Origin of the sequence: Brevundimonas sp. NPDC046655 (assembly GCF_044901625.1) — a bacterium.
In the GTDB taxonomy this organism is placed as follows: Bacteria; Pseudomonadota; Alphaproteobacteria; order Caulobacterales; family Caulobacteraceae; genus Brevundimonas.
The window spans coordinates 1,141,501-1,156,760 of sequence record NZ_JBJDPV010000001.1 but is presented as its reverse complement, the minus strand read 5'-3'; the positions used below and the strand labels follow the sequence as shown (position 1 = coordinate 1,156,760).

Genomic DNA, 15,260 nt, shown 5'->3' with positions numbered 1-15,260 from the left:
GGGCGACTAGCAGGTTTCGAAGTCTATCGCGGCAAGGGCCGGCGCGCGCGTCGCGTGGGCGTCGCCAAGGGGGGGATTCTGTTCAATCTCTATATGACCTGGCTTCGTCGAGGCGAAGGCGTGGGGGCGAAGCCATCTGGCATGATCAAGCGGAGAGCGGCGCGGCCTCAAGGTCTTTGAAACACCATGGCGCCACCTGAACAGCCGTGAAAAGGTGGGATTCAGGCATAGAGTTTTTGATGGGTGGTTTGATGGGTGAGGCCCCCGAGTGGGGAAAAGTTCAATGAAATCAAGGCCGGTGGCGGAGAGGGTGGGATTCGAACCCACGGTACGCTTCCACGTACGCCGCATTTCGAGTGCGGTACATTCGACCACTCTGCCACCTCTCCGCGGGGCCGATATTCGCTTGGTCGAGCGAGGGGCTTCTCTAGTCAAAGGCGGCGTGGGCTGCAAGCGTTTCCAGCGAAGAAATTCGATAAAATTTTCAGCGCTGTCCGGGCAGGGTCAGGCCGGGCGCAGGGCCGCCCAAGGGATCGGCGCCGACGAAGCGGAAAAGCTCGGCCGGACGACCGCCGGTATCGCTGGAAAAGACGCCTGTGGCCTGAACCAGACCGGCGCGTTCGACGCCGCGACGGAAGTTCTGCTTGTGCAGCGACAGGCCGGCGACGGCCTCGGCGGCCGCCTGCAGCGCTGACAGGGTGAAGGTGTCCGGCGTCAGGTCGAACAGGACCGGGCGGTACTTTAGCTTGGAGCGCAGGCGGCCCAGGGCGGTGGCGACGATGCGGCGGTGGTCGGAGGCCATCGGCAGATCAGGCAGAGCCGACGGCGGGGGACGGTCGTGGTCGCGGGCGGATTCGGCGACCAGGCCGGCCTCATAGAGCAACTCGTAGCGCTCCAGCACCCGTTCCTCGTTCCAACGGCGCTCGGGCGTCAGTGCGAACAGGGTCTCGGCGCGGCCCAGGCGGCGGGCGTCGCCGTCGGCCCAGGCGCGCAGGGCGGGCGTCAGCGCCTGCATCACGGCGGGCGGGCCGTCGCGCCAGTCCTCCCAGGGGAAGATGTCGAAGACGGGGGTCCAGGCGGCGTCCAGGCCGGGGGCCTCGGGCGCGTCTGCGGTCAGGGCCAGATAGCCGACCGAGACCTCGCGGGCGCGCTCAGGGCCGGGCGTGGCGCGCGGCGAGGCGCGGCCCGCGTCGCCGAAGGTATAGAGCTGTTCGACGAAGCCGAGGGGAAAGCCGGTCTGCGCGGTGACGAAGGCGCGCAGGGCCAGTTCGAAGGTGCGGTCGCGCGCCGGATCGAAGGGGCCGAAGGGCAGGGCCGGGGCGCCGTCGGCCGCATGGGTGGTCAGGACGACAGCCTGACCGGCACGCAGGGCGATGACCACGGCCGACAGACCGATTCGCACGCCCTGTTCGTGACCCTGAAGCGCCCCCGCCTGCGTCATGCAGTCCCTATTCCGTGTGCCAGGCGTCGGCGCCCGGCAGAATGCCGACAGCTTCGGCCAGAACGCGGTAGCGGTCCAGATAGCGTTGCTGCGCCACCGAGGCGGGCAGGGGGTCGATGATCAGGTCGTAGCCGGCGGGCGGGGCGCCAAAGATCTGCAGCGACTCGCGACGGTTGAAGCCGGCCAGTTGCGTCGCCTCATAGAAGGCGCAGGCGCGGTCGGCCTTCTTGATCAGGGTCTTGATGGTCTGCGGCGTCTTGGGCGGCAACTGGAAGCGAACGTGAATGGCGGCCTCCAGCCGCGCCTCAAAGTCCTTGTAGCCGGCGCCGAGGGCCGACTTGAACGGCGAGATCATGTCGCCGATGACGTATTCCGAAGCGTCGTGCAGCAGGGCGGCCAGGCGCCATTTCGGCTCCAGTCCCGGGCGGATGTGGGCGGCGATCTCCTCGACCACCAGCGAGTGCTGGGCGACCGAGAAGGCGTGCTCGCCGATCGTCTGGCCGTTCCAGCGGGCGACACGGGCCAGGCCGTGGGCGATGTCCTCGATCTCGATGTCGAACGGCGAGGGATCGAGCAGGTCGAGGCGGCGGCCCGACAGCATCCGCTGCCAGGCGCGCGGGGGCTTGGGGGCTCTGGGCTTGGGCTTGGGCGCCAGGTCTTCGTGTTCTTCGGCCAAGTTCGGGATCCTGCGCATGGGGCAGGTGAGGTGACGCATCCCGAACGCCCGATCAAGGCCAAGCGTTGCGATTCGTGGGGGTTAATCCCCGACGTTGAGGGTCACCAGGGCCTTGGCGGCCTCGAACACGCGGTTTTCGTTGCGATCCTTGCCGCGCAAGGTGGCGACGACGATGGGGCCGCCCGACGGGCCGCGCGCCTCATAGCCGACGACGCGCCAGCCGGTGGTCGAGGACTGGTCGGCGGTCATCATGAAGGTGGCGCGGACGGCTTCGCCCGGGGAACTGGTGCGGATGCGGGCGGCGCCGTCGCTGGCGTCGATTGTCACGGTGTCGGCGTCCGAGCTCGAGCCTGACCTGGAGCGGACGTTGACCTGGCTGTTCCGGTCGTCGGCGCGAATGGTGATGCCGCCGATCTTGATGTTGGCGCGGTCGCCGTCGGCGTCGATATGCATCCCGGGCAGGCGGACGGTGGCCTTGTCGCCCTGAGCGTCGATGCGCATGCCGGGCGCGCTGATGTGGGCCGAGTCCGCAGCGGCTTCAGCCTTGGCCGCCGCGCGTTCGGCGTCGGCGCCCGCGCGCTCGGCTTCTGCCTCTGCCCGGGCGGCGTCGGCTTCGGCCCTGGCAGCCTCGGCGCGCGCGCGGTCTTCGTCGGCGCGGGCTTCGGCCAGGGCTTCCGGCAGATCGGCCGACAGGCGGTCTTCGAACTTCTTCAGCGCGTCCTGGACCGATCCCCCGTTCAGCGAAACCAGATGCAGAGTGACCTCTGAGCCGCGCGGGCCGCTGTAGACGCAGGCGGTTCCGTCAGCCTGGGCCGAGCCCTTGCGGGTCAGCACGCCCTGGGTCTGCGGGCATTGCAGGGCGTCGACGACCTTGAGCACGCCGGCTTCCTTGCCGGACGTGGTCGAGGTGATGCGCACCGTGCCGGCGTTGTCGCAGGCGGCGGTCATGAGCGCCAAGGCGCAGGCGGGCCAGAGGAGATGATGCATGGTCGGCTCCTGTTCGGGTCCGATTGTGCGCGCAAGGCGCGGCTATTCCAGTGAAATCGCGGTAATCGACGGGGGCGGAAGCGCGGCGGCTTCAGGAGCCGGGGCGGCCGCCTTCGCGACGGTTCAGGAAGGCCAGGCGCTCGAACAGGTGCACGTCCTGCTCGTTCTTCAGCAGGGCGCCGTGCAGGGGCGGAATCAGCTTGCCCGGCGTCTTCTCGCGCAGGGTCTCGGGCGAGACGTCTTCGACCAACAGCAGTTTCAGCCAGTCCAGAAGCTCCGAGGTCGAGGGCTTCTTCTTCAGGCCCGGGGTGTCGCGGATTTCATAAAAGGTGCGCAGGGCTTCGGCGACCAGGCGCGGCTTGATGCCGGGGAAGTGGACCTCGACGATGTCCTGCATGGTCTCGGCGTCGGGGAAGCGGATGTAGTGGAAGAAGCAGCGGCGCAGGAAGGCGTCCGGGAGTTCCTTCTCGTTGTTCGAGGTGATGACGACCACCGGACGGATCTCGGCGCGGATCGTCTCATCCGTTTCCTGGACGTAGAACTCCATGCGGTCGAGTTCCTGCAGCAGGTCGTTGGGGAACTCGATGTCGGCCTTGTCGATCTCGTCGATCAGCAGGACGGGGCGGACCGGGGCGGTGAAGGCCTCCCACAGCTTGCCCTTCTTCAGGTAGTTGCGGACGTCGTGGACCCGCTCGTCGCCCAGCTGGCTGTCGCGCAGGCGGCTGACGGCGTCGTATTCATAGAGGCCGTTATGGGCCTTGGTCGTCGACTTGACGTGCCAGGTGATCAGGGGCGCGTTCAGCGCCCGTGCGAGCTCATAGGCCAGGACCGTCTTGCCGGTGCCCGGCTCGCCCTTGATCAGCAGGGGGCGCTCCAGGGCCACCGCCGCGTTCACCGCGACCTTGAGATCGTCGGTGGCGATGTAGTTGGACGTGCCTTCGAACCGGCTCATGAACAACCTGCTCCAATCGGGGGGAGATGAGCAGGTAGCTTATCAGGACGCGCCTGAACAGGCCGCCACGAAGGTCAGGTGATGCGCTTGGCCGAAACCGGGTCGCTGGCGGGGAAGGTTTCTTCGACGCCCTCGTCGATCAGGGCTTCCTGGCGATTCTCCGCTTCCTTTTCCTTGTCCTTCAACTGGTCGGGCTTGCCTTCCTCGCGGGGGGCCTTCTTGGCGGGCGGGGTGTTGGGGTCGGCGTCTTCATGGGTCTTGGTCGGGTGATGGTCGCTCATGCTCTCTCCTCAGTATCAGGGCCATAGCCCAGGTCCTCGATGTCGTCGTCGGACAGGCGCTTCGCCTCCCAGTGGGCGGCGCTGGCCTGGGCACCGCGCTGGTTGCGCATCAGGCCGGCGTAGACCAGTTCGACCTCGTCCGGGGCGGAGCCGACCTCGCCGTCGGCGTCGATCTCGCTGACCCGGGGCGGGTCCACGCCCAGCAAGGCGTCCGCCTCCGCTTCGATGCCCTCAAGCGCCAGCGCAGCGTCCAGATCCTGGTCCTCCTCGTCGAACGGTTCGTCGTCGGCGTCGCCGTCGGCCTGAGTGACGTCCAGCACGTCGTCGGCTTCATCCAGCGAGAGATCGCCGTCGCCTTCGTCGTCGATATGGGTCTCGTCATAGATCTCGGCCTGATCCTGAGGGTCGAAATCGATGTCCGTATGCGCCACGGCCTCTACCTCCCTGTTCCTCAGGACAACGGCCCAGGTCGGCGCGGCGTTCCGCGTCATCGCGCCGCTGCGCCGGAGAGAAGTGGAAGAGATGGTTAACCACGACGCTTTACAGTTCCTCAGCCGCCGACCGTTCAGGTTGGGGCGCGTCACGGAGATTCCCTTTGCCGCTGAAATTATCGCTCAAGCCCGGCGAGAAATTCGTCCTGAACGGCGCCGTCGTCCAGAACGGCGACCGGCGCGGCGTCCTGGTCCTGCAGAACAAGGCCAGCGTCTTGCGCGAAAAGGACATCATGCAGCCCGAAGAGGCGACCACGCCCGCGCGCCGCATCTATTTCCCGGTCATGATGATGTATCTGGACGAGGGCGAGGCGGCGAAATTCTATGATGAATTCGCTCTGCGCCTGACGGAGTTCATGGGGGCGATCCGCAACCCCGAAATCCTGTCGGAATGCGTCGCCTGCTCCAAGCACGTGCTGGCGCGGCAGTACTACAAGGCCCTGATGGGCGCCCGTAAGATCGTCGATTACGAAGACCAAAGGCTCGGCAATGTCGCTTCAAGCGTACAAGACGGCGGCGACGCGGGCTGAATCACCGCGCGAAATGGAATACCGGCTGTTCGGCCAGGTGACCCGCGCCCTGATGCACGCGTCCACGGTCGACAAGTCGGACATCACCACCCGGATCGACGCGATCGACTGGAACCGTCGGTTGTGGTCGACCCTGTCCACCTCGTGCAGCGAGCCGTCCAACGCCATGCCCCAGGCGCTGCGGGCCCAGATCATTTCTCTGGATCTGTTCATCGGGCGGCACAGCTCGGCGGTGATGCGCGGCGACGGTGATTTCGAGACCCTGATCGACATCAACCGCATGGTGATGCAGGGCCTGGCGCCCCAGGCGCAACCCGCCTGATCACGATGGCGGGAGCGGCCTTTACGACAGGCTGCGACCGGTCCTAGCCTGACCTTCCTGTTCAGCAGTCGAAAGGAGGTGGCCAGTGTCTCATTGTCATCAATCGCGAGCGAAGGCCGCGATCTGGACCTCGCGTGAGGCCCGGGCCTGATCCTTAGGGAAGGCAGCGGTCAGGCCGTTCGCGGTCCGACAATGAAGCGCCGCTGGGGCAACCCGGCGGCGCTTTTTCGTGGGCGCTAGAAGATCGTGGCGAACCAATGAGCGACGCCGTGAATAATGGCCATGACCGTCGTCCACACCAGCGTCAGGTAGACGCCGCAGATGGCCGTGCCGACCAGTCCGGCGATGATGAAGACGCCGTCTCTCTGGATGATGGCCAGACCGAAGACGGCGAGCGTCAGGCCGGGCAGGGCGTCGCCGAAAGGCACGGGCAGGGCCATCATCAGCGCCAGCAGGATGCAGATCGTGCCGACGACGACGTCGGCGACCTCTCCGGTCAGAACCGGAATGCGGGGCCGGGTCAGACGTTCGACCTGACGCAGGCGCGGCAGGATCTTCTGACTGGCGCTCTGGTACGTAGCGCGGCTGACGGAGGCTTTCATCAGCCAGCGCGGCAGCCAGACCTTGTCGCGCTGTAGCGCCAGTTCGGCGGCGATCAGGATGATCGGAACCGAGAAGACCGCCTTGCCGCCCGGGGGCCAGGGAATCAAAGCCATCAGCGCCAGCATCAGAATCACGGCGCCGAAGCCACGTTCGCCGAAGGCCTCGACCATTTCCTTCAGGGTCAGCTTGGGATCATCGCCACGACCCAGCGATTCCAGAACGTCCGAAAACGTCCGGCTCTCATCAGGCGGCGGCGCGGGCACAAGCGTCATCAGGCGAGACTCGGGGGAGCGAAGGTTCGCCAAGTTAGGGGGCGCGTCCCCCATGCGCCATCCCTGACGCATGGGGTGCGGCTTAATGTTTCGTCACGATCAACGCGGCGTCGTGATGAAGGCCGCGGCCATCAACAAGGCGCCCGCGACCTGAAGACCGCGGTACAGCCGCAACTGACGTCGCACACGGGGGCTGTCGGACGTGCGCAGGGATTTAAGCGCGCTTTCGAACTGGGCGTTGTCGTTCTCGTCGTCGATGTCGACGTCCGGCTCAAAAGACGTTCCCGGCATCCGTCGGCTGCGGTGCGCCGCCCGGTTCAAGTCGTTGGCGACGAGGCGCGAGAGAGCGAAGGCCGCCACGGCGAGGAAAAGCAGTCCGAAAGGGAGCGCGAACCTCATCAGCCCAGCAGTTCGCGTCCGATCAGGAAGCGCCTGATTTCGTTGGTGCCGGCGCCGATGTCATAGAGCTTGGCGTCGCGGACCAGGCGCTCGACCGGCCATTCCTTGGTGTAGCCGGCGCCGCCCAGGGCCTGAACGGCTTCCAGCGACACCTTCACGGCGTTTTCCGAGGCCAGCAGGATGGCGCCGGCGGCATCGTAGCGGGTGGTCTTGCCCTGATCGCAGGCGCGAGCCACGGCATAGACATAGGCGCGGGCGCTGTTCAGGGCGACATACATGTCGGCGACCTTGGCCTGCATCAGCTGGAAGCTGCCGATGGCCTTGCCGAACTGCTTGCGCTCGCGGACGTAGGGCAGGACCACGTCCAGCGCCGCCTGCATGATGCCCAGGGGACCGGCCGACAGGACGGCGCGCTCATAGTCCAGGCCGCTCATCAGCACGCCGGCGCCGCCGCCGACGGGGCCCATGACGTTCTCTTCCGGGATCTCGCAGTCCTCGAACACCAGTTCGGCGGTGTCGGAGCCGCGCATGCCCATCTTGTCCAGCTTCTTGGAGACGCTGAAGCCCTTCATGCCGCGCTCAACCAGGAAGGCGGTGCAGCCCTTGGAGCCAGCCTCAAGGTCAGTCTTGGCGTAAACCACAAGGGTGTCGGCCGAGGGGGCGTTGGTGATCCAGAACTTGGTGCCGTTCAGAACGTAGCGGTCGCCCTTCTTGTCGGCGCGGGTGCGCATCGACATGACGTCCGAGCCCGAGCCGGCCTCCGACATGGCCAGCGAACCGACGTGCTCGCCCGAGATCAGCTTGGGCAGATACCTGTGCTTCTGCTCGGGGGTGCCCCAGCGGCGGATCTGGTTGACGCAGAGGTTGGAGTGGGCGCCGTAGCTGAGGCCGATCGAGGCCGAGGCGCGCGACACTTCCTCCATCGCCACGACGTGTTCGAGGTAGCCGAGGCCGAGGCCGCCGAACTCTTCCTCGACGGTGATGCCGTGCAGGCCAAGTTCGCCCATCTCGGGCCAGAGTTCGCGTTTGAACTCGTTCTTCTCGTCGATTTCGGCCGCGAGGGGGGCCAGCCGATCGGCGGCCCAGCGGGCGGTGGTTTCACGAATGGCGTCGGCGTTCTCGCCGAGGCCGAATTCCATGGATTGGGGCGCGAAGGGAATGCTCATGCCGCAAGGCGTAGCATCGCGCATGCGCTTCGCCTAGCGGCCTCAGGCGACGCGTTTATTGTTCCGCTGGCGCGTCAGGTTCCAGCCCGCGACGCCGATGAAGATCAGGCCGATGACGGCCAGGGCCCCGCCGATCAGCACGGTGCCGTCCGTCACCTGCTGGGCGGCCAGAACGCGACGGAAGGCGGCGATTCCGGCCGCGAAGGCCAGCAGACCTATGCCGCCGATGAAGATGACGGCGCCCGTGTCGTTCAGGGCGGCAGGCGGCGCGGCGCGCCTCTCATGGCGAAGCACCTGCACCGTGGCAGGGGCTTCGTCTTCGGGGCGCTGGACGGTGTTGGGGCCCTGGACCGGCGCGGTGAGCAGAAGATCCAGCGGCGCGGGCCGGTCTGGCGCGGCGTCGAACAGGGCGCGTTCGGCCGAGCGGCGGCGATAGGGGGCGTCGATGGCGGGCTGGACCCGATCGGGCCAGCCGCTCAGGGCCTCCGCGGCGCGGGCGGGGGCGCCGGCGTTCAGTTGTTCCAGCACGTCGGAGCCTTCGAAGCGCTGGACGCCGACCGAGAAGATGAAGCTGGCCAGGGCGTCGAACTGATGCTGGTTCAGCGGGATCGAGACACGGCTGTTGATGGTCTCGACGACGGGCAGCAGATCGTACTGCAGCAGCAGCTCGGCCTCGGCCTCGCTGATCGTCGCGCCGGGGCGGGCAGATTTCACGTGGCCGTAGCCGATGACGGGCGTGCCGTCGCGGCGACGCACCGTCCGGGGGCGAAAGCCCTCGAAGCTCTTGATCAGAAGCAGGCCCTCGCGGGACACCTTCAGACGCTGTGACGGGGCTGCGGACACGGACTGACCCATTTCGAAACGGGCGCGCTCGCCCGAAAGGCGAAGCAGCAAGCCGCGTTCCGAAGCGCGTCGGGTCAGAGCAGGACGATGGTCGCCAGGCCGAGGAAGATCAGGAAGCCGAAGAAGTCCGTCGTCGCCGTCACGAAGACCGCCGAGGAGACGGCGGGGTCGAACTTCAGCTTCGACAGGGTCAGGGGCGTCAGCACCCCGACCGTGGCTGCGACCAGCAGGTTCAGGATCATGGCCGCGGCGATGACCGCGCCCAGCCGCCACTCCTGGAACCAGAAGCCCGCCGCCAGACCGATCAGGGGCGCCAGCACCAGGCCGTTGGCGAGCCCCACGGTCAGTTCGCGCCAGAAGGTGCGCGCGGCGTTGGAGGAGGTCAGCTCACGGGTCGCCAGGGCGCGCACCGTGACGGTCAGGGCCTGGGTGCCGGCATTGCCGCCGATGGCCGAGACGATAGGCATCAGCACGGCCAGGGCGACGATCTGCTGGATCGTGCCCTCGAAGAAGGCGATGACCCCGGCGCCGAGGACGGCGGTGAACAGGTTGATGCCCAGCCAGGGCACGCGGCCGCGCACGATTTCCAGCACGCCCGAGGAGCGGTCCTCGTCCGAGACGCCGGCGAGGCGCAGGATGTCCTCGCGGTTCTCTTCCTGGATGATGTGGACGATGTCGTCGACCGTCAGCTGGCCGACCAGCCGTCCGCCGCTGTCGACGACCGGGGCCGAGATCAGGTTGTACTTCTCGAAGATGTAGGCGACCTCTTCCTGGTCGACATCGACGTCGATCTCGTTGACCGGCTCCATCAGCTCGGACAGCGGCGTCTCGCGCGGCGCGCGCAGCAGGCGGCTGATGGCGACGCCGCCGACGGGGCGGTTCACCGGGTCGACGACATAGATGTCGAAGAAGAGCTCGGGCAGGTCCTCTCCCTGGCGACGGACGTGGTCGATGGTGTCGCCGACGTTCCAGAACTGCGGCGCGGCCATGACCTCGCGCTGCATCAGGCGGCCGGCCGAATCCTCGGAATAGGCCAGCGAGGTTTCGATCGCGGCGCGATCGACCTCGGGCATGGCGGCCAGCACCTTCTCGCGCTGGTCGTCTTCCAGATCCTCGACCACGGCGGCGGCGTCGTCGGATTCCAGCTCCTGCAGGGCCTCGGCCAGGGTCAGGTGAGGCACCCGTTCCAGCACTTCCTCGCGGATGCCGTCGTCCAGCTCGGGCAGGGTATCGGCCAGCAGGTCCGGCGGCAGCCACTGAACCACCACGGCGCGATGCTCGGCCGTCAGGAAGCCCATCAGGTCGGCGACGTCGGCGGGGTGAAGGTCTTCCAGCAGGCCGCGCAGGCGCATGCCGTCGCCGTCGTCGGCGGCGTCCACGACCTTTTCGACGAAGGAGGCCGTCAGGGCGTAGTTCTCGCCGAGGGCGACGTGATCTTCGGTTTCGATTTCGGGAGCAGGGGCCGGGGAGGCGGTATCCGTGTTGGTCACGTGCTGCCTCCCCGAAATGTCAGCCTGGTATAGCCGAGTGTCGCCCTGTCAGATCAGATGGTGCGGTCGAGAAGACTCGAACTTCCACGGGTTGCCCCACAGCGACCTCAACGCTGCGCGTCTACCAATTCCGCCACGACCGCTCGCATCGGAGGGCGGGCAATAGCGGAGAGGCGACGGAAAGAAAAGGGGGTTTTGCGGAAATAGGCGAAGTCCCGGCTGTTCCTGCCGATTTGCGGTCAATAGCCGCGTCGGGTCGAGAAGGCGTAGCCTTCTGATTGCGGCTCCAACATGAAGCCGCGTCGGGTCGAGAAGGCGGAGCCTTTTGAGCGCGGTTAAGAATTAAGCCGCGCCGGCCATGAAGTCATAAATGTCGGCGGGGCGGGTGACGGTGATGGCGATGCGATCGTCGCGAATCTCGATCTCGCCGCGCGCGACCGGGTGGTTGTTGGCCAGGATCCAGACCTCGTCGCGTTCCGAGGCGTCGAGCGGAATCACAGCGCCGCGCCCCATGCGCAGCAGCTGTTGCATCGGCAGGACCGAACGGCCCAGCACGACCGAAATCTCGACATCAACGGCTTCGATCTGGCTCAAGACGATACTCGCAATCAACGCGTGGCCCTTGCGCCGACGCGTTAGGACACACATTGAAGCCTCATGCTTGCCGACCCGTTAAGCCTGCCCGAACCTTTGCTGCTCCGAGACGACGGCCGCCCCGTGCAGTGGGCTGTCTCGACCGGATATGTCGACTATGAACCCGCCGTCGCCGCCATGGAGGCCCGCGTCGCCGCCATCGCGGCGGGCGAGGCCGAGGAAGTGGTCTGGCTGCTGGAGCATCCGCCCCTCTACACGGCGGGGGTCTCGGCCAGGGACGACGATCTGCTGGCGCCCGACCGCTTCCCGGTCCACCGGACGGGGCGAGGAGGGCAGTTCACCTATCACGGGCCGGGCCAGCGCGTGGCCTATGTCATGCTGGACCTGAACCGGCGCGGCAAGGACGTGCGCGCCTTTGTTCATGGCCTGGAGGACTGGATCATCGGTGCCCTGGACCAGTTCGGCGTCGAGGCCGGGATGCGAGAGGGCCGCGTCGGCGTCTGGGTCGAGCGTAAGGGCGCGGGCTGGTCGCGCGAGGACAAGATCGCCGCCATCGGCGTCAAGGTCCGCAAGTGGGTCAGCTTCCACGGCATCAGCCTGAACGTGGAGCCGGACCTGGATCATTTCGGCGGCATCGTGCCGTGCGGCATCACCGAGCACGGCGTGACCAGCCTGGTCGATCTGGGCGTTCTGGCGACGATGGACGAGGCGGACGGGGCGCTGAAGGCCTCGTTCCAGCGGGTGTTCGGCCCGGTTCAGGACGGCGAGGCGCCGCTCTAGGTCTTTGTCGGCGCGCCGTAACGGTTGAAGGTCTTCTGCCCCGGCAGCAGGGCCAGATCGACGACGACCAACACCAGCAGAGCCAGGGCGATCCAGTCGAACGGAGCCTGAGGGCGAGGCCAGGCCATGGCGAAGGCCAGCAGGATCGGCCCGCTCCACCATCCCGACCGCCCTCGGTCGTGCAGACGCTGCGACAGCAGGCAGGCGGCGCTGTAGAGGAGGGCCGCCGCGACGAGCCAGCCCATCAGGTCGCGCGCCTTCAGCGGCGCCAGAAGATCGAACGCCGCCCAGATCGCCAGAAGAACGCCTGCTCCAATGAGAAAGGCGATGCGGCCGATGCGGCCGCTGGACGTCAGGAACAGGTCTGAGAAGCGGTGCATCCGACTTCGGCTCTGGCAGGGGCGAAACAATCCCGCTTAAGGCGCTGACCGGCTTGAGTAAACAGACCGGCGCGAAGGCAAGCGTCGCGGTCAATTCGTCGCGGGGCTTTAACGTGGACCTTTCTTGGGTTTAAACACGGCGAACCCGCGTTTCGACGGCCCTCTGGGAGTATCCTCCATGCAACGTCTGCTCACCGCCTCGGCGGCTGTTCTCGCACTGGCCTTCGCGGCCGGCGGCGCTTCCGCCCAGAACTTCAGCGACCTCGCGCGTCAGGACCTTCAGGCCATGCACGACGCGCTGAAGGCCAACCATCCGGCCGCCGTGGTGCCGGGCGCCGCCAGCGAAACCTTCCGCGGCTGGATCGACTCCGGCCTGCAGGACGCGATGGGCAAGGCCGGTCAGGTCAACAGCGGCGAAAGCCACGCCTACCTGCTGCGCTACTACGCCAACGGCTTCCGTGACGCGAACATCGCCACCAGCCCGACCTTTGAAGGGGCCAGCGCCTTCTTCGCCACCGGTTGGCCCGGCGTGGCCACGGCCTGGCGCAACGGCGAATATGTCGTTTCCTACGTGCAGCCGGGCGTGCGCGGGGCGCCGCCGGTCGGGGCCGTGGTCAAGGCCTGCAACCTCCAGCCGATCGCCGATTTCGCCAAGACCAAGCTTGACGGCTTCGAAGGCGACCTGACCACTGAAGCCGCGCGTGTTCGCACCGCCCCCTATCTGCTGTGGAACCGCAACAACCCCATGGCAGGCGGCGTGCCCTCGACCTGCGAGTTCCAGGTCGGCCGTCGCACCCGCGACTATACGCTGAGCCCGCAACCGGCGACCGCCGCCAACCTGGAGGCCGCCTACCGCGCCTCGGTCTTCACGCCCGGCGCGACCAAGCTGTCGATCGAACAGATCGACGGTCGTCCGTGGGTTCATGTCCACTCGCTGGAAGACAACGCCGGCTGGGACGCCTTCTTCGCCCAGGTCGAAGCCCAGGTCGGCGCTCTGCGCGGCGCTCAGGGCCTGGTCATCGACCTGCGCGGCGCCGACGGCGACTCGGTTAACGCCACCTCGCGCGGCTATGGCCTGGCCAACCGTATCTGGACGCCGGAATTCACCGTCAGCCGCCAGCCGGAAGCCGGTCAGATCACCTATCGCGCCACTCCGGCCAACCGTCAGTGGTTCGCCGAGACCCTTGGCCGGATGCAGGCCGACCCCCGCTTCGTGCAGGAATCGGGCGCTGTGATTGAACAGACCCAGGCCATCGTCGCCGCCTTCGATGCGGCCATCGCCGCCGGTCAACCGACCTTCGTCATGCCGGGCCGTCCGTCGGTCGCCGACACCGGCGCGGCCAACCCGGTGCAGGGCAAGGTCGTGGTTCTGGTCGACGGCGGCTGCACCAACGGCTGCCTGGACACCCTGGACCTGCTGACCCGCCTGCCGAACGTGCAACTGGCCGGTTCGGCGACCGCCGTGGATTCGATCTTCATCGAGCCGACCGTGCAGCGTCTGCCGTCCAACTATTCTGACCTCAGCTATGGCCACAAGGCCTGGACGACGCGCAAGCGCGGCAACAACCAGGGCTATGTTCCGGCTCAGGGCCTGGCATACACGGGCAACCCGACCGACGAAGTCGCCGTCCGCACCTGGGTCGGTACGCTTTTCTAGGGCCTATCGCGCTTCGCGCTACTTGAGGCCATCTGAGCGGGCCTATCGCCCTTCGGGCTACTTGAGGCCCGTTTAAGCGATCAAGACAAATGGGGCCGGACGGTGGAAACATCGTCCGGCCCTTCCTATTTTGGGCGGATGACCCAGACAGAATCTCCCACGTCGCTGCGTTCGCCCTCGGGCTTCGACCTGACGCCGCCGAGCGAGAGCCAGCGCGTGGCCCTGGAGGCCGATCTGTCGCCGGAGGAAAAGCGTGTCCTTCTGGCCCACGGCACCGAGGCGCCCTTCTGCGGCACCTTGCTGGGCGAGAAGCGGGCAGGGGTCTTCTGCTGCCGGGAATGCGGCCTGCCGCTGTTCCGCTCGGCCACCAAGTTCGAGAGCGGCACGGGCTGGCCCAGTTTCAGCGTCCCGGTGGATGAGACCCATGTGCGCGCCGTCCGCGACGACAGCTACGGGATGGTTCGCGTCGAGACCCGCTGCGCCCGCTGCGACAGCCATCAGGGCCATGTCTTCCCTGACGGCCCGCCGCCGTCCGGCCTGCGCTACTGCATCAACTCGGTCGCCCTCAGCTTCGTGCCGGAAGGCGAGGCTCTGCCCGATCCCCTGGGGCGCGGCGACGGGACCGCCTGACCTTGGCCGCATTTGCAGTTAGGGTGATAGCGAACGGGAGTATGGGCGCATGATGATCGAACTGGCCGCCGCCGCGATGTTGCTGGCGAACATGGATCCCGAGGGCGTGGTCACGACCGCGCCGCGCGGCGATCAATCAGTGCTGACGGCATCAGCCGCCGCCCTTGCTGCGTCCACCACCGACGCCTCGCCCAGCACGACGGTGCAGAGCGCTGCGCCCCATGGCCTGTCCACCGATGAACAGATCGCCCGCTGGATCGGCGAGCGCACGGCGGAGACCGCCAGCAAGGCGCCGGCTGATCCCTGGGCCGAAAGCGAGCCGCGCAAGATGCACGGCGAGTTCAGCGTCGGCATGGGCACGGGTGGCTATCAGGACTATTCGGCGGCGGTGTCCCTGCCTTTGGGCGAGACCGGCACGCTGAACCTCATGGTCAGCCAGACCAAGAACAGTCCCTGGGGCTATGGCTACGGTTCCTCCTGGGACTATCCCTATGGCGGCTATGGCCGTCCGTTCGGCGTGATGGAGCCGCCGGGCTTTGAGGGGACCTATTTCCGTGGTCGGCCCTATGCGCCGCTGCGCGTTCGCCCCATGGCTCAGGGTACGACCAAATCCGCCGGGGTTTCGCTCGAAATCGGCCGCTAAGGACCTCTAGACCCTCGGTCGGGACTGAGGCGTTCGCGCCACGGCGCGGCCTGTTTCCGTCGGGGCGTCCCATCGCCGCATTCCCTTCGGGGGACGACCTCCCATATGCGGGAGGCGATAGAG

General features: G+C 67.1%; 19 protein-coding genes and 2 tRNA genes. 6 read left to right on the top strand and 15 right to left on the bottom strand.

Annotation, left to right across the window (positions count from 1 at the left end):
• Nucleotides 1–299: 299 nt before the first annotated feature.
• From ACI2KI_RS05775 to ACI2KI_RS05745, 7 genes are all read right to left on the bottom strand, one after another.
• Nucleotides 300–389: transfer RNA gene (locus ACI2KI_RS05775), tRNA-Ser, on the bottom strand.
• Between the two features lie 95 nt (nt 390–484).
• Nucleotides 485–1,441, bottom strand: a complete 957-nt coding sequence (locus ACI2KI_RS05770; protein WP_404618439.1) for an NrtR DNA-binding winged helix domain-containing protein — start codon at nt 1,439–1,441, stop codon at nt 485–487.
• Nucleotides 1,442–1,448: 7 nt separating this feature from the next.
• Nucleotides 1,449–2,042: a YfbR-like 5'-deoxynucleotidase gene (locus ACI2KI_RS05765; protein ID WP_114817816.1), complete on the bottom strand. Its 594-nt coding sequence runs from the start codon at nt 2,040–2,042 to the stop codon at nt 1,449–1,451.
• Nucleotides 2,043–2,198: 156 nt separating this feature from the next.
• Nucleotides 2,199–3,104 carry a methyltransferase type 11 gene (locus ACI2KI_RS05760; RefSeq protein ID WP_404618437.1) on the bottom strand — a complete coding sequence of 302 codons (906 nt, stop codon included), beginning with the start codon at nt 3,102–3,104 and terminating at the stop codon, nt 2,199–2,201.
• 91 nt (nt 3,105–3,195) lie between these two features.
• The gene (locus ACI2KI_RS05755) at nt 3,196–4,056 is read right to left on the bottom strand and encodes a MoxR family ATPase (protein ID WP_313472863.1); all 861 of its coding nucleotides are present in this window, start codon (nt 4,054–4,056) and stop codon (nt 3,196–3,198) included.
• Between the two features lie 74 nt (nt 4,057–4,130).
• Complete coding sequence (locus ACI2KI_RS05750; RefSeq protein WP_404618435.1) at nt 4,131–4,337, bottom strand: hypothetical protein; 207 nt, start codon at nt 4,335–4,337, stop codon at nt 4,131–4,133.
• Nucleotides 4,334–4,768, bottom strand: a complete 435-nt coding sequence (locus tag ACI2KI_RS05745; protein WP_404618433.1) for a hypothetical protein — start codon at nt 4,766–4,768, stop codon at nt 4,334–4,336. The genes ACI2KI_RS05750 and ACI2KI_RS05745 overlap by 4 nt, the downstream gene beginning before the upstream one ends.
• Nucleotides 4,769–4,932: 164 nt before the next feature.
• Between ACI2KI_RS05745 and flbT the strand changes: the two genes are divergently transcribed.
• Both flbT and flaF read left to right on the top strand, forming a co-directional pair.
• Nucleotides 4,933–5,358: a flagellar biosynthesis repressor FlbT gene (gene flbT / locus ACI2KI_RS05740; protein ID WP_292082120.1), complete on the top strand. Its 426-nt coding sequence runs from the start codon at nt 4,933–4,935 to the stop codon at nt 5,356–5,358.
• The gene (gene flaF / locus ACI2KI_RS05735; RefSeq protein WP_292082122.1) at nt 5,318–5,680 is read left to right on the top strand and encodes a flagellar biosynthesis regulator FlaF; all 363 of its coding nucleotides are present in this window, start codon (nt 5,318–5,320) and stop codon (nt 5,678–5,680) included. Before flbT ends, flaF begins: the two co-directional genes overlap by 41 nt.
• Before the next feature lie 236 nt (nt 5,681–5,916).
• On the opposite strand, the gene ACI2KI_RS05730 is transcribed toward flaF, so the two are convergent.
• The 7 genes from ACI2KI_RS05730 to ACI2KI_RS05700 form a co-directional block, all read right to left on the bottom strand.
• Nucleotides 5,917–6,555, bottom strand: a complete 639-nt coding sequence (locus ACI2KI_RS05730) for an exopolysaccharide biosynthesis protein (RefSeq protein WP_292082123.1) — start codon at nt 6,553–6,555, stop codon at nt 5,917–5,919.
• A 99-nt stretch (nt 6,556–6,654) separates the two neighbouring features.
• Nucleotides 6,655–6,954, bottom strand: a complete 300-nt coding sequence (locus ACI2KI_RS05725; RefSeq protein ID WP_404618431.1) for a hypothetical protein — start codon at nt 6,952–6,954, stop codon at nt 6,655–6,657.
• Nucleotides 6,954–8,120 (bottom strand): isovaleryl-CoA dehydrogenase, encoded by a 1,167-nt coding sequence (locus ACI2KI_RS05720; protein WP_404618942.1) that lies wholly within the window; start codon nt 8,118–8,120, stop codon nt 6,954–6,956. Before ACI2KI_RS05720 ends, ACI2KI_RS05725 begins: the two co-directional genes overlap by 1 nt.
• Before the next feature lie 42 nt (nt 8,121–8,162).
• Entirely contained in the window at nt 8,163–9,014 is an 852-nt protein-coding gene (locus ACI2KI_RS05715) for a lysozyme (protein WP_404618429.1), read from the bottom strand.
• A 23-nt stretch (nt 9,015–9,037) separates the two neighbouring features.
• Nucleotides 9,038–10,453: a magnesium transporter gene (gene mgtE, locus ACI2KI_RS05710; protein ID WP_404618427.1), complete on the bottom strand. Its 1,416-nt coding sequence runs from the start codon at nt 10,451–10,453 to the stop codon at nt 9,038–9,040.
• Between the two features lie 58 nt (nt 10,454–10,511).
• Nucleotides 10,512–10,596: transfer RNA gene (locus ACI2KI_RS05705), tRNA-Leu, on the bottom strand.
• A gap of 199 nt (nt 10,597–10,795) precedes the next feature.
• Nucleotides 10,796–11,101 carry a FliM/FliN family flagellar motor switch protein gene (locus ACI2KI_RS05700; RefSeq protein WP_313412952.1) on the bottom strand — a complete coding sequence of 102 codons (306 nt, stop codon included), beginning with the start codon at nt 11,099–11,101 and terminating at the stop codon, nt 10,796–10,798.
• A 9-nt stretch (nt 11,102–11,110) separates the two neighbouring features.
• Here ACI2KI_RS05700 and lipB point away from each other — a divergent pair, with 9 nt between their 5' ends.
• Nucleotides 11,111–11,827, top strand: a complete 717-nt coding sequence (gene lipB / locus ACI2KI_RS05695) for a lipoyl(octanoyl) transferase LipB (RefSeq protein ID WP_404618425.1) — start codon at nt 11,111–11,113, stop codon at nt 11,825–11,827.
• Here the strand turns inward: lipB and ACI2KI_RS05690 are convergent.
• A complete protein-coding gene (locus tag ACI2KI_RS05690; RefSeq protein WP_404618423.1) occupies nt 11,824–12,207 on the bottom strand; it encodes a DUF805 domain-containing protein in 384 nt (127 codons plus the stop codon). The genes lipB and ACI2KI_RS05690 overlap by 4 nt on opposite strands.
• Nucleotides 12,208–12,385: 178 nt before the next feature.
• Here ACI2KI_RS05690 and ACI2KI_RS05685 point away from each other — a divergent pair, with 178 nt between their 5' ends.
• The 3 genes from ACI2KI_RS05685 to ACI2KI_RS05675 all read left to right on the top strand — a co-directional run bounded on the left by ACI2KI_RS05685 (nt 12,386) and on the right by ACI2KI_RS05675 (nt 15,137).
• Nucleotides 12,386–13,864 carry a hypothetical protein gene (locus ACI2KI_RS05685; RefSeq protein WP_313102668.1) on the top strand — a complete coding sequence of 493 codons (1,479 nt, stop codon included), beginning with the start codon at nt 12,386–12,388 and terminating at the stop codon, nt 13,862–13,864.
• Nucleotides 13,865–14,002: 138 nt separating this feature from the next.
• Nucleotides 14,003–14,494 carry a peptide-methionine (R)-S-oxide reductase MsrB gene (gene msrB / locus ACI2KI_RS05680; protein WP_313102669.1) on the top strand — a complete coding sequence of 164 codons (492 nt, stop codon included), beginning with the start codon at nt 14,003–14,005 and terminating at the stop codon, nt 14,492–14,494.
• Between the two features lie 49 nt (nt 14,495–14,543).
• Complete coding sequence (locus tag ACI2KI_RS05675; RefSeq protein WP_404618420.1) at nt 14,544–15,137, top strand: hypothetical protein; 594 nt, start codon at nt 14,544–14,546, stop codon at nt 15,135–15,137.
• The last annotated feature ends 123 nt before the right edge of the window (nt 15,138–15,260 follow it).

What these genes read in the sequence shown, in the direction of transcription:
- ACI2KI_RS05675 (WP_404618420.1), top strand. Translation starts at nt 14,544, where the DNA reads ATGATGATCGAACTGGCCGCCGCCGCGATGTTGCTGGCGAACATGGAT.
- ACI2KI_RS05725 (WP_404618431.1), bottom strand. Translation starts at nt 6,954, where the DNA reads ATGAGGTTCGCGCTCCCTTTCGGACTGCTTTTCCTCGCCGTGGCGGCC.
- flaF (WP_292082122.1), top strand. Translation starts at nt 5,318, where the DNA reads ATGTCGCTTCAAGCGTACAAGACGGCGGCGACGCGGGCTGAATCACCG.
- ACI2KI_RS05755 (WP_313472863.1), bottom strand. Translation starts at nt 4,056, where the DNA reads ATGAGCCGGTTCGAAGGCACGTCCAACTACATCGCCACCGACGATCTC.
- ACI2KI_RS05700 (WP_313412952.1), bottom strand. Translation starts at nt 11,101, where the DNA reads ATGTGTGTCCTAACGCGTCGGCGCAAGGGCCACGCGTTGATTGCGAGT.
- ACI2KI_RS05720 (WP_404618942.1), bottom strand. Translation starts at nt 8,120, where the DNA reads ATGAGCATTCCCTTCGCGCCCCAATCCATGGAATTCGGCCTCGGCGAG.
- ACI2KI_RS05750 (WP_404618435.1), bottom strand. Translation starts at nt 4,337, where the DNA reads ATGAGCGACCATCACCCGACCAAGACCCATGAAGACGCCGACCCCAAC.
- ACI2KI_RS05730 (WP_292082123.1), bottom strand. Translation starts at nt 6,555, where the DNA reads ATGACGCTTGTGCCCGCGCCGCCGCCTGATGAGAGCCGGACGTTTTCG.
- ACI2KI_RS05690 (WP_404618423.1), bottom strand. Translation starts at nt 12,207, where the DNA reads ATGCACCGCTTCTCAGACCTGTTCCTGACGTCCAGCGGCCGCATCGGC.
- msrB (WP_313102669.1), top strand. Translation starts at nt 14,003, where the DNA reads ATGACCCAGACAGAATCTCCCACGTCGCTGCGTTCGCCCTCGGGCTTC.
- ACI2KI_RS05685 (WP_313102668.1), top strand. Translation starts at nt 12,386, where the DNA reads ATGCAACGTCTGCTCACCGCCTCGGCGGCTGTTCTCGCACTGGCCTTC.
- lipB (WP_404618425.1), top strand. Translation starts at nt 11,111, where the DNA reads ATGCTTGCCGACCCGTTAAGCCTGCCCGAACCTTTGCTGCTCCGAGAC.
- ACI2KI_RS05760 (WP_404618437.1), bottom strand. Translation starts at nt 3,104, where the DNA reads ATGCATCATCTCCTCTGGCCCGCCTGCGCCTTGGCGCTCATGACCGCC.
- ACI2KI_RS05770 (WP_404618439.1), bottom strand. Translation starts at nt 1,441, where the DNA reads ATGACGCAGGCGGGGGCGCTTCAGGGTCACGAACAGGGCGTGCGAATC.
- ACI2KI_RS05765 (WP_114817816.1), bottom strand. Translation starts at nt 2,042, where the DNA reads ATGCTGTCGGGCCGCCGCCTCGACCTGCTCGATCCCTCGCCGTTCGAC.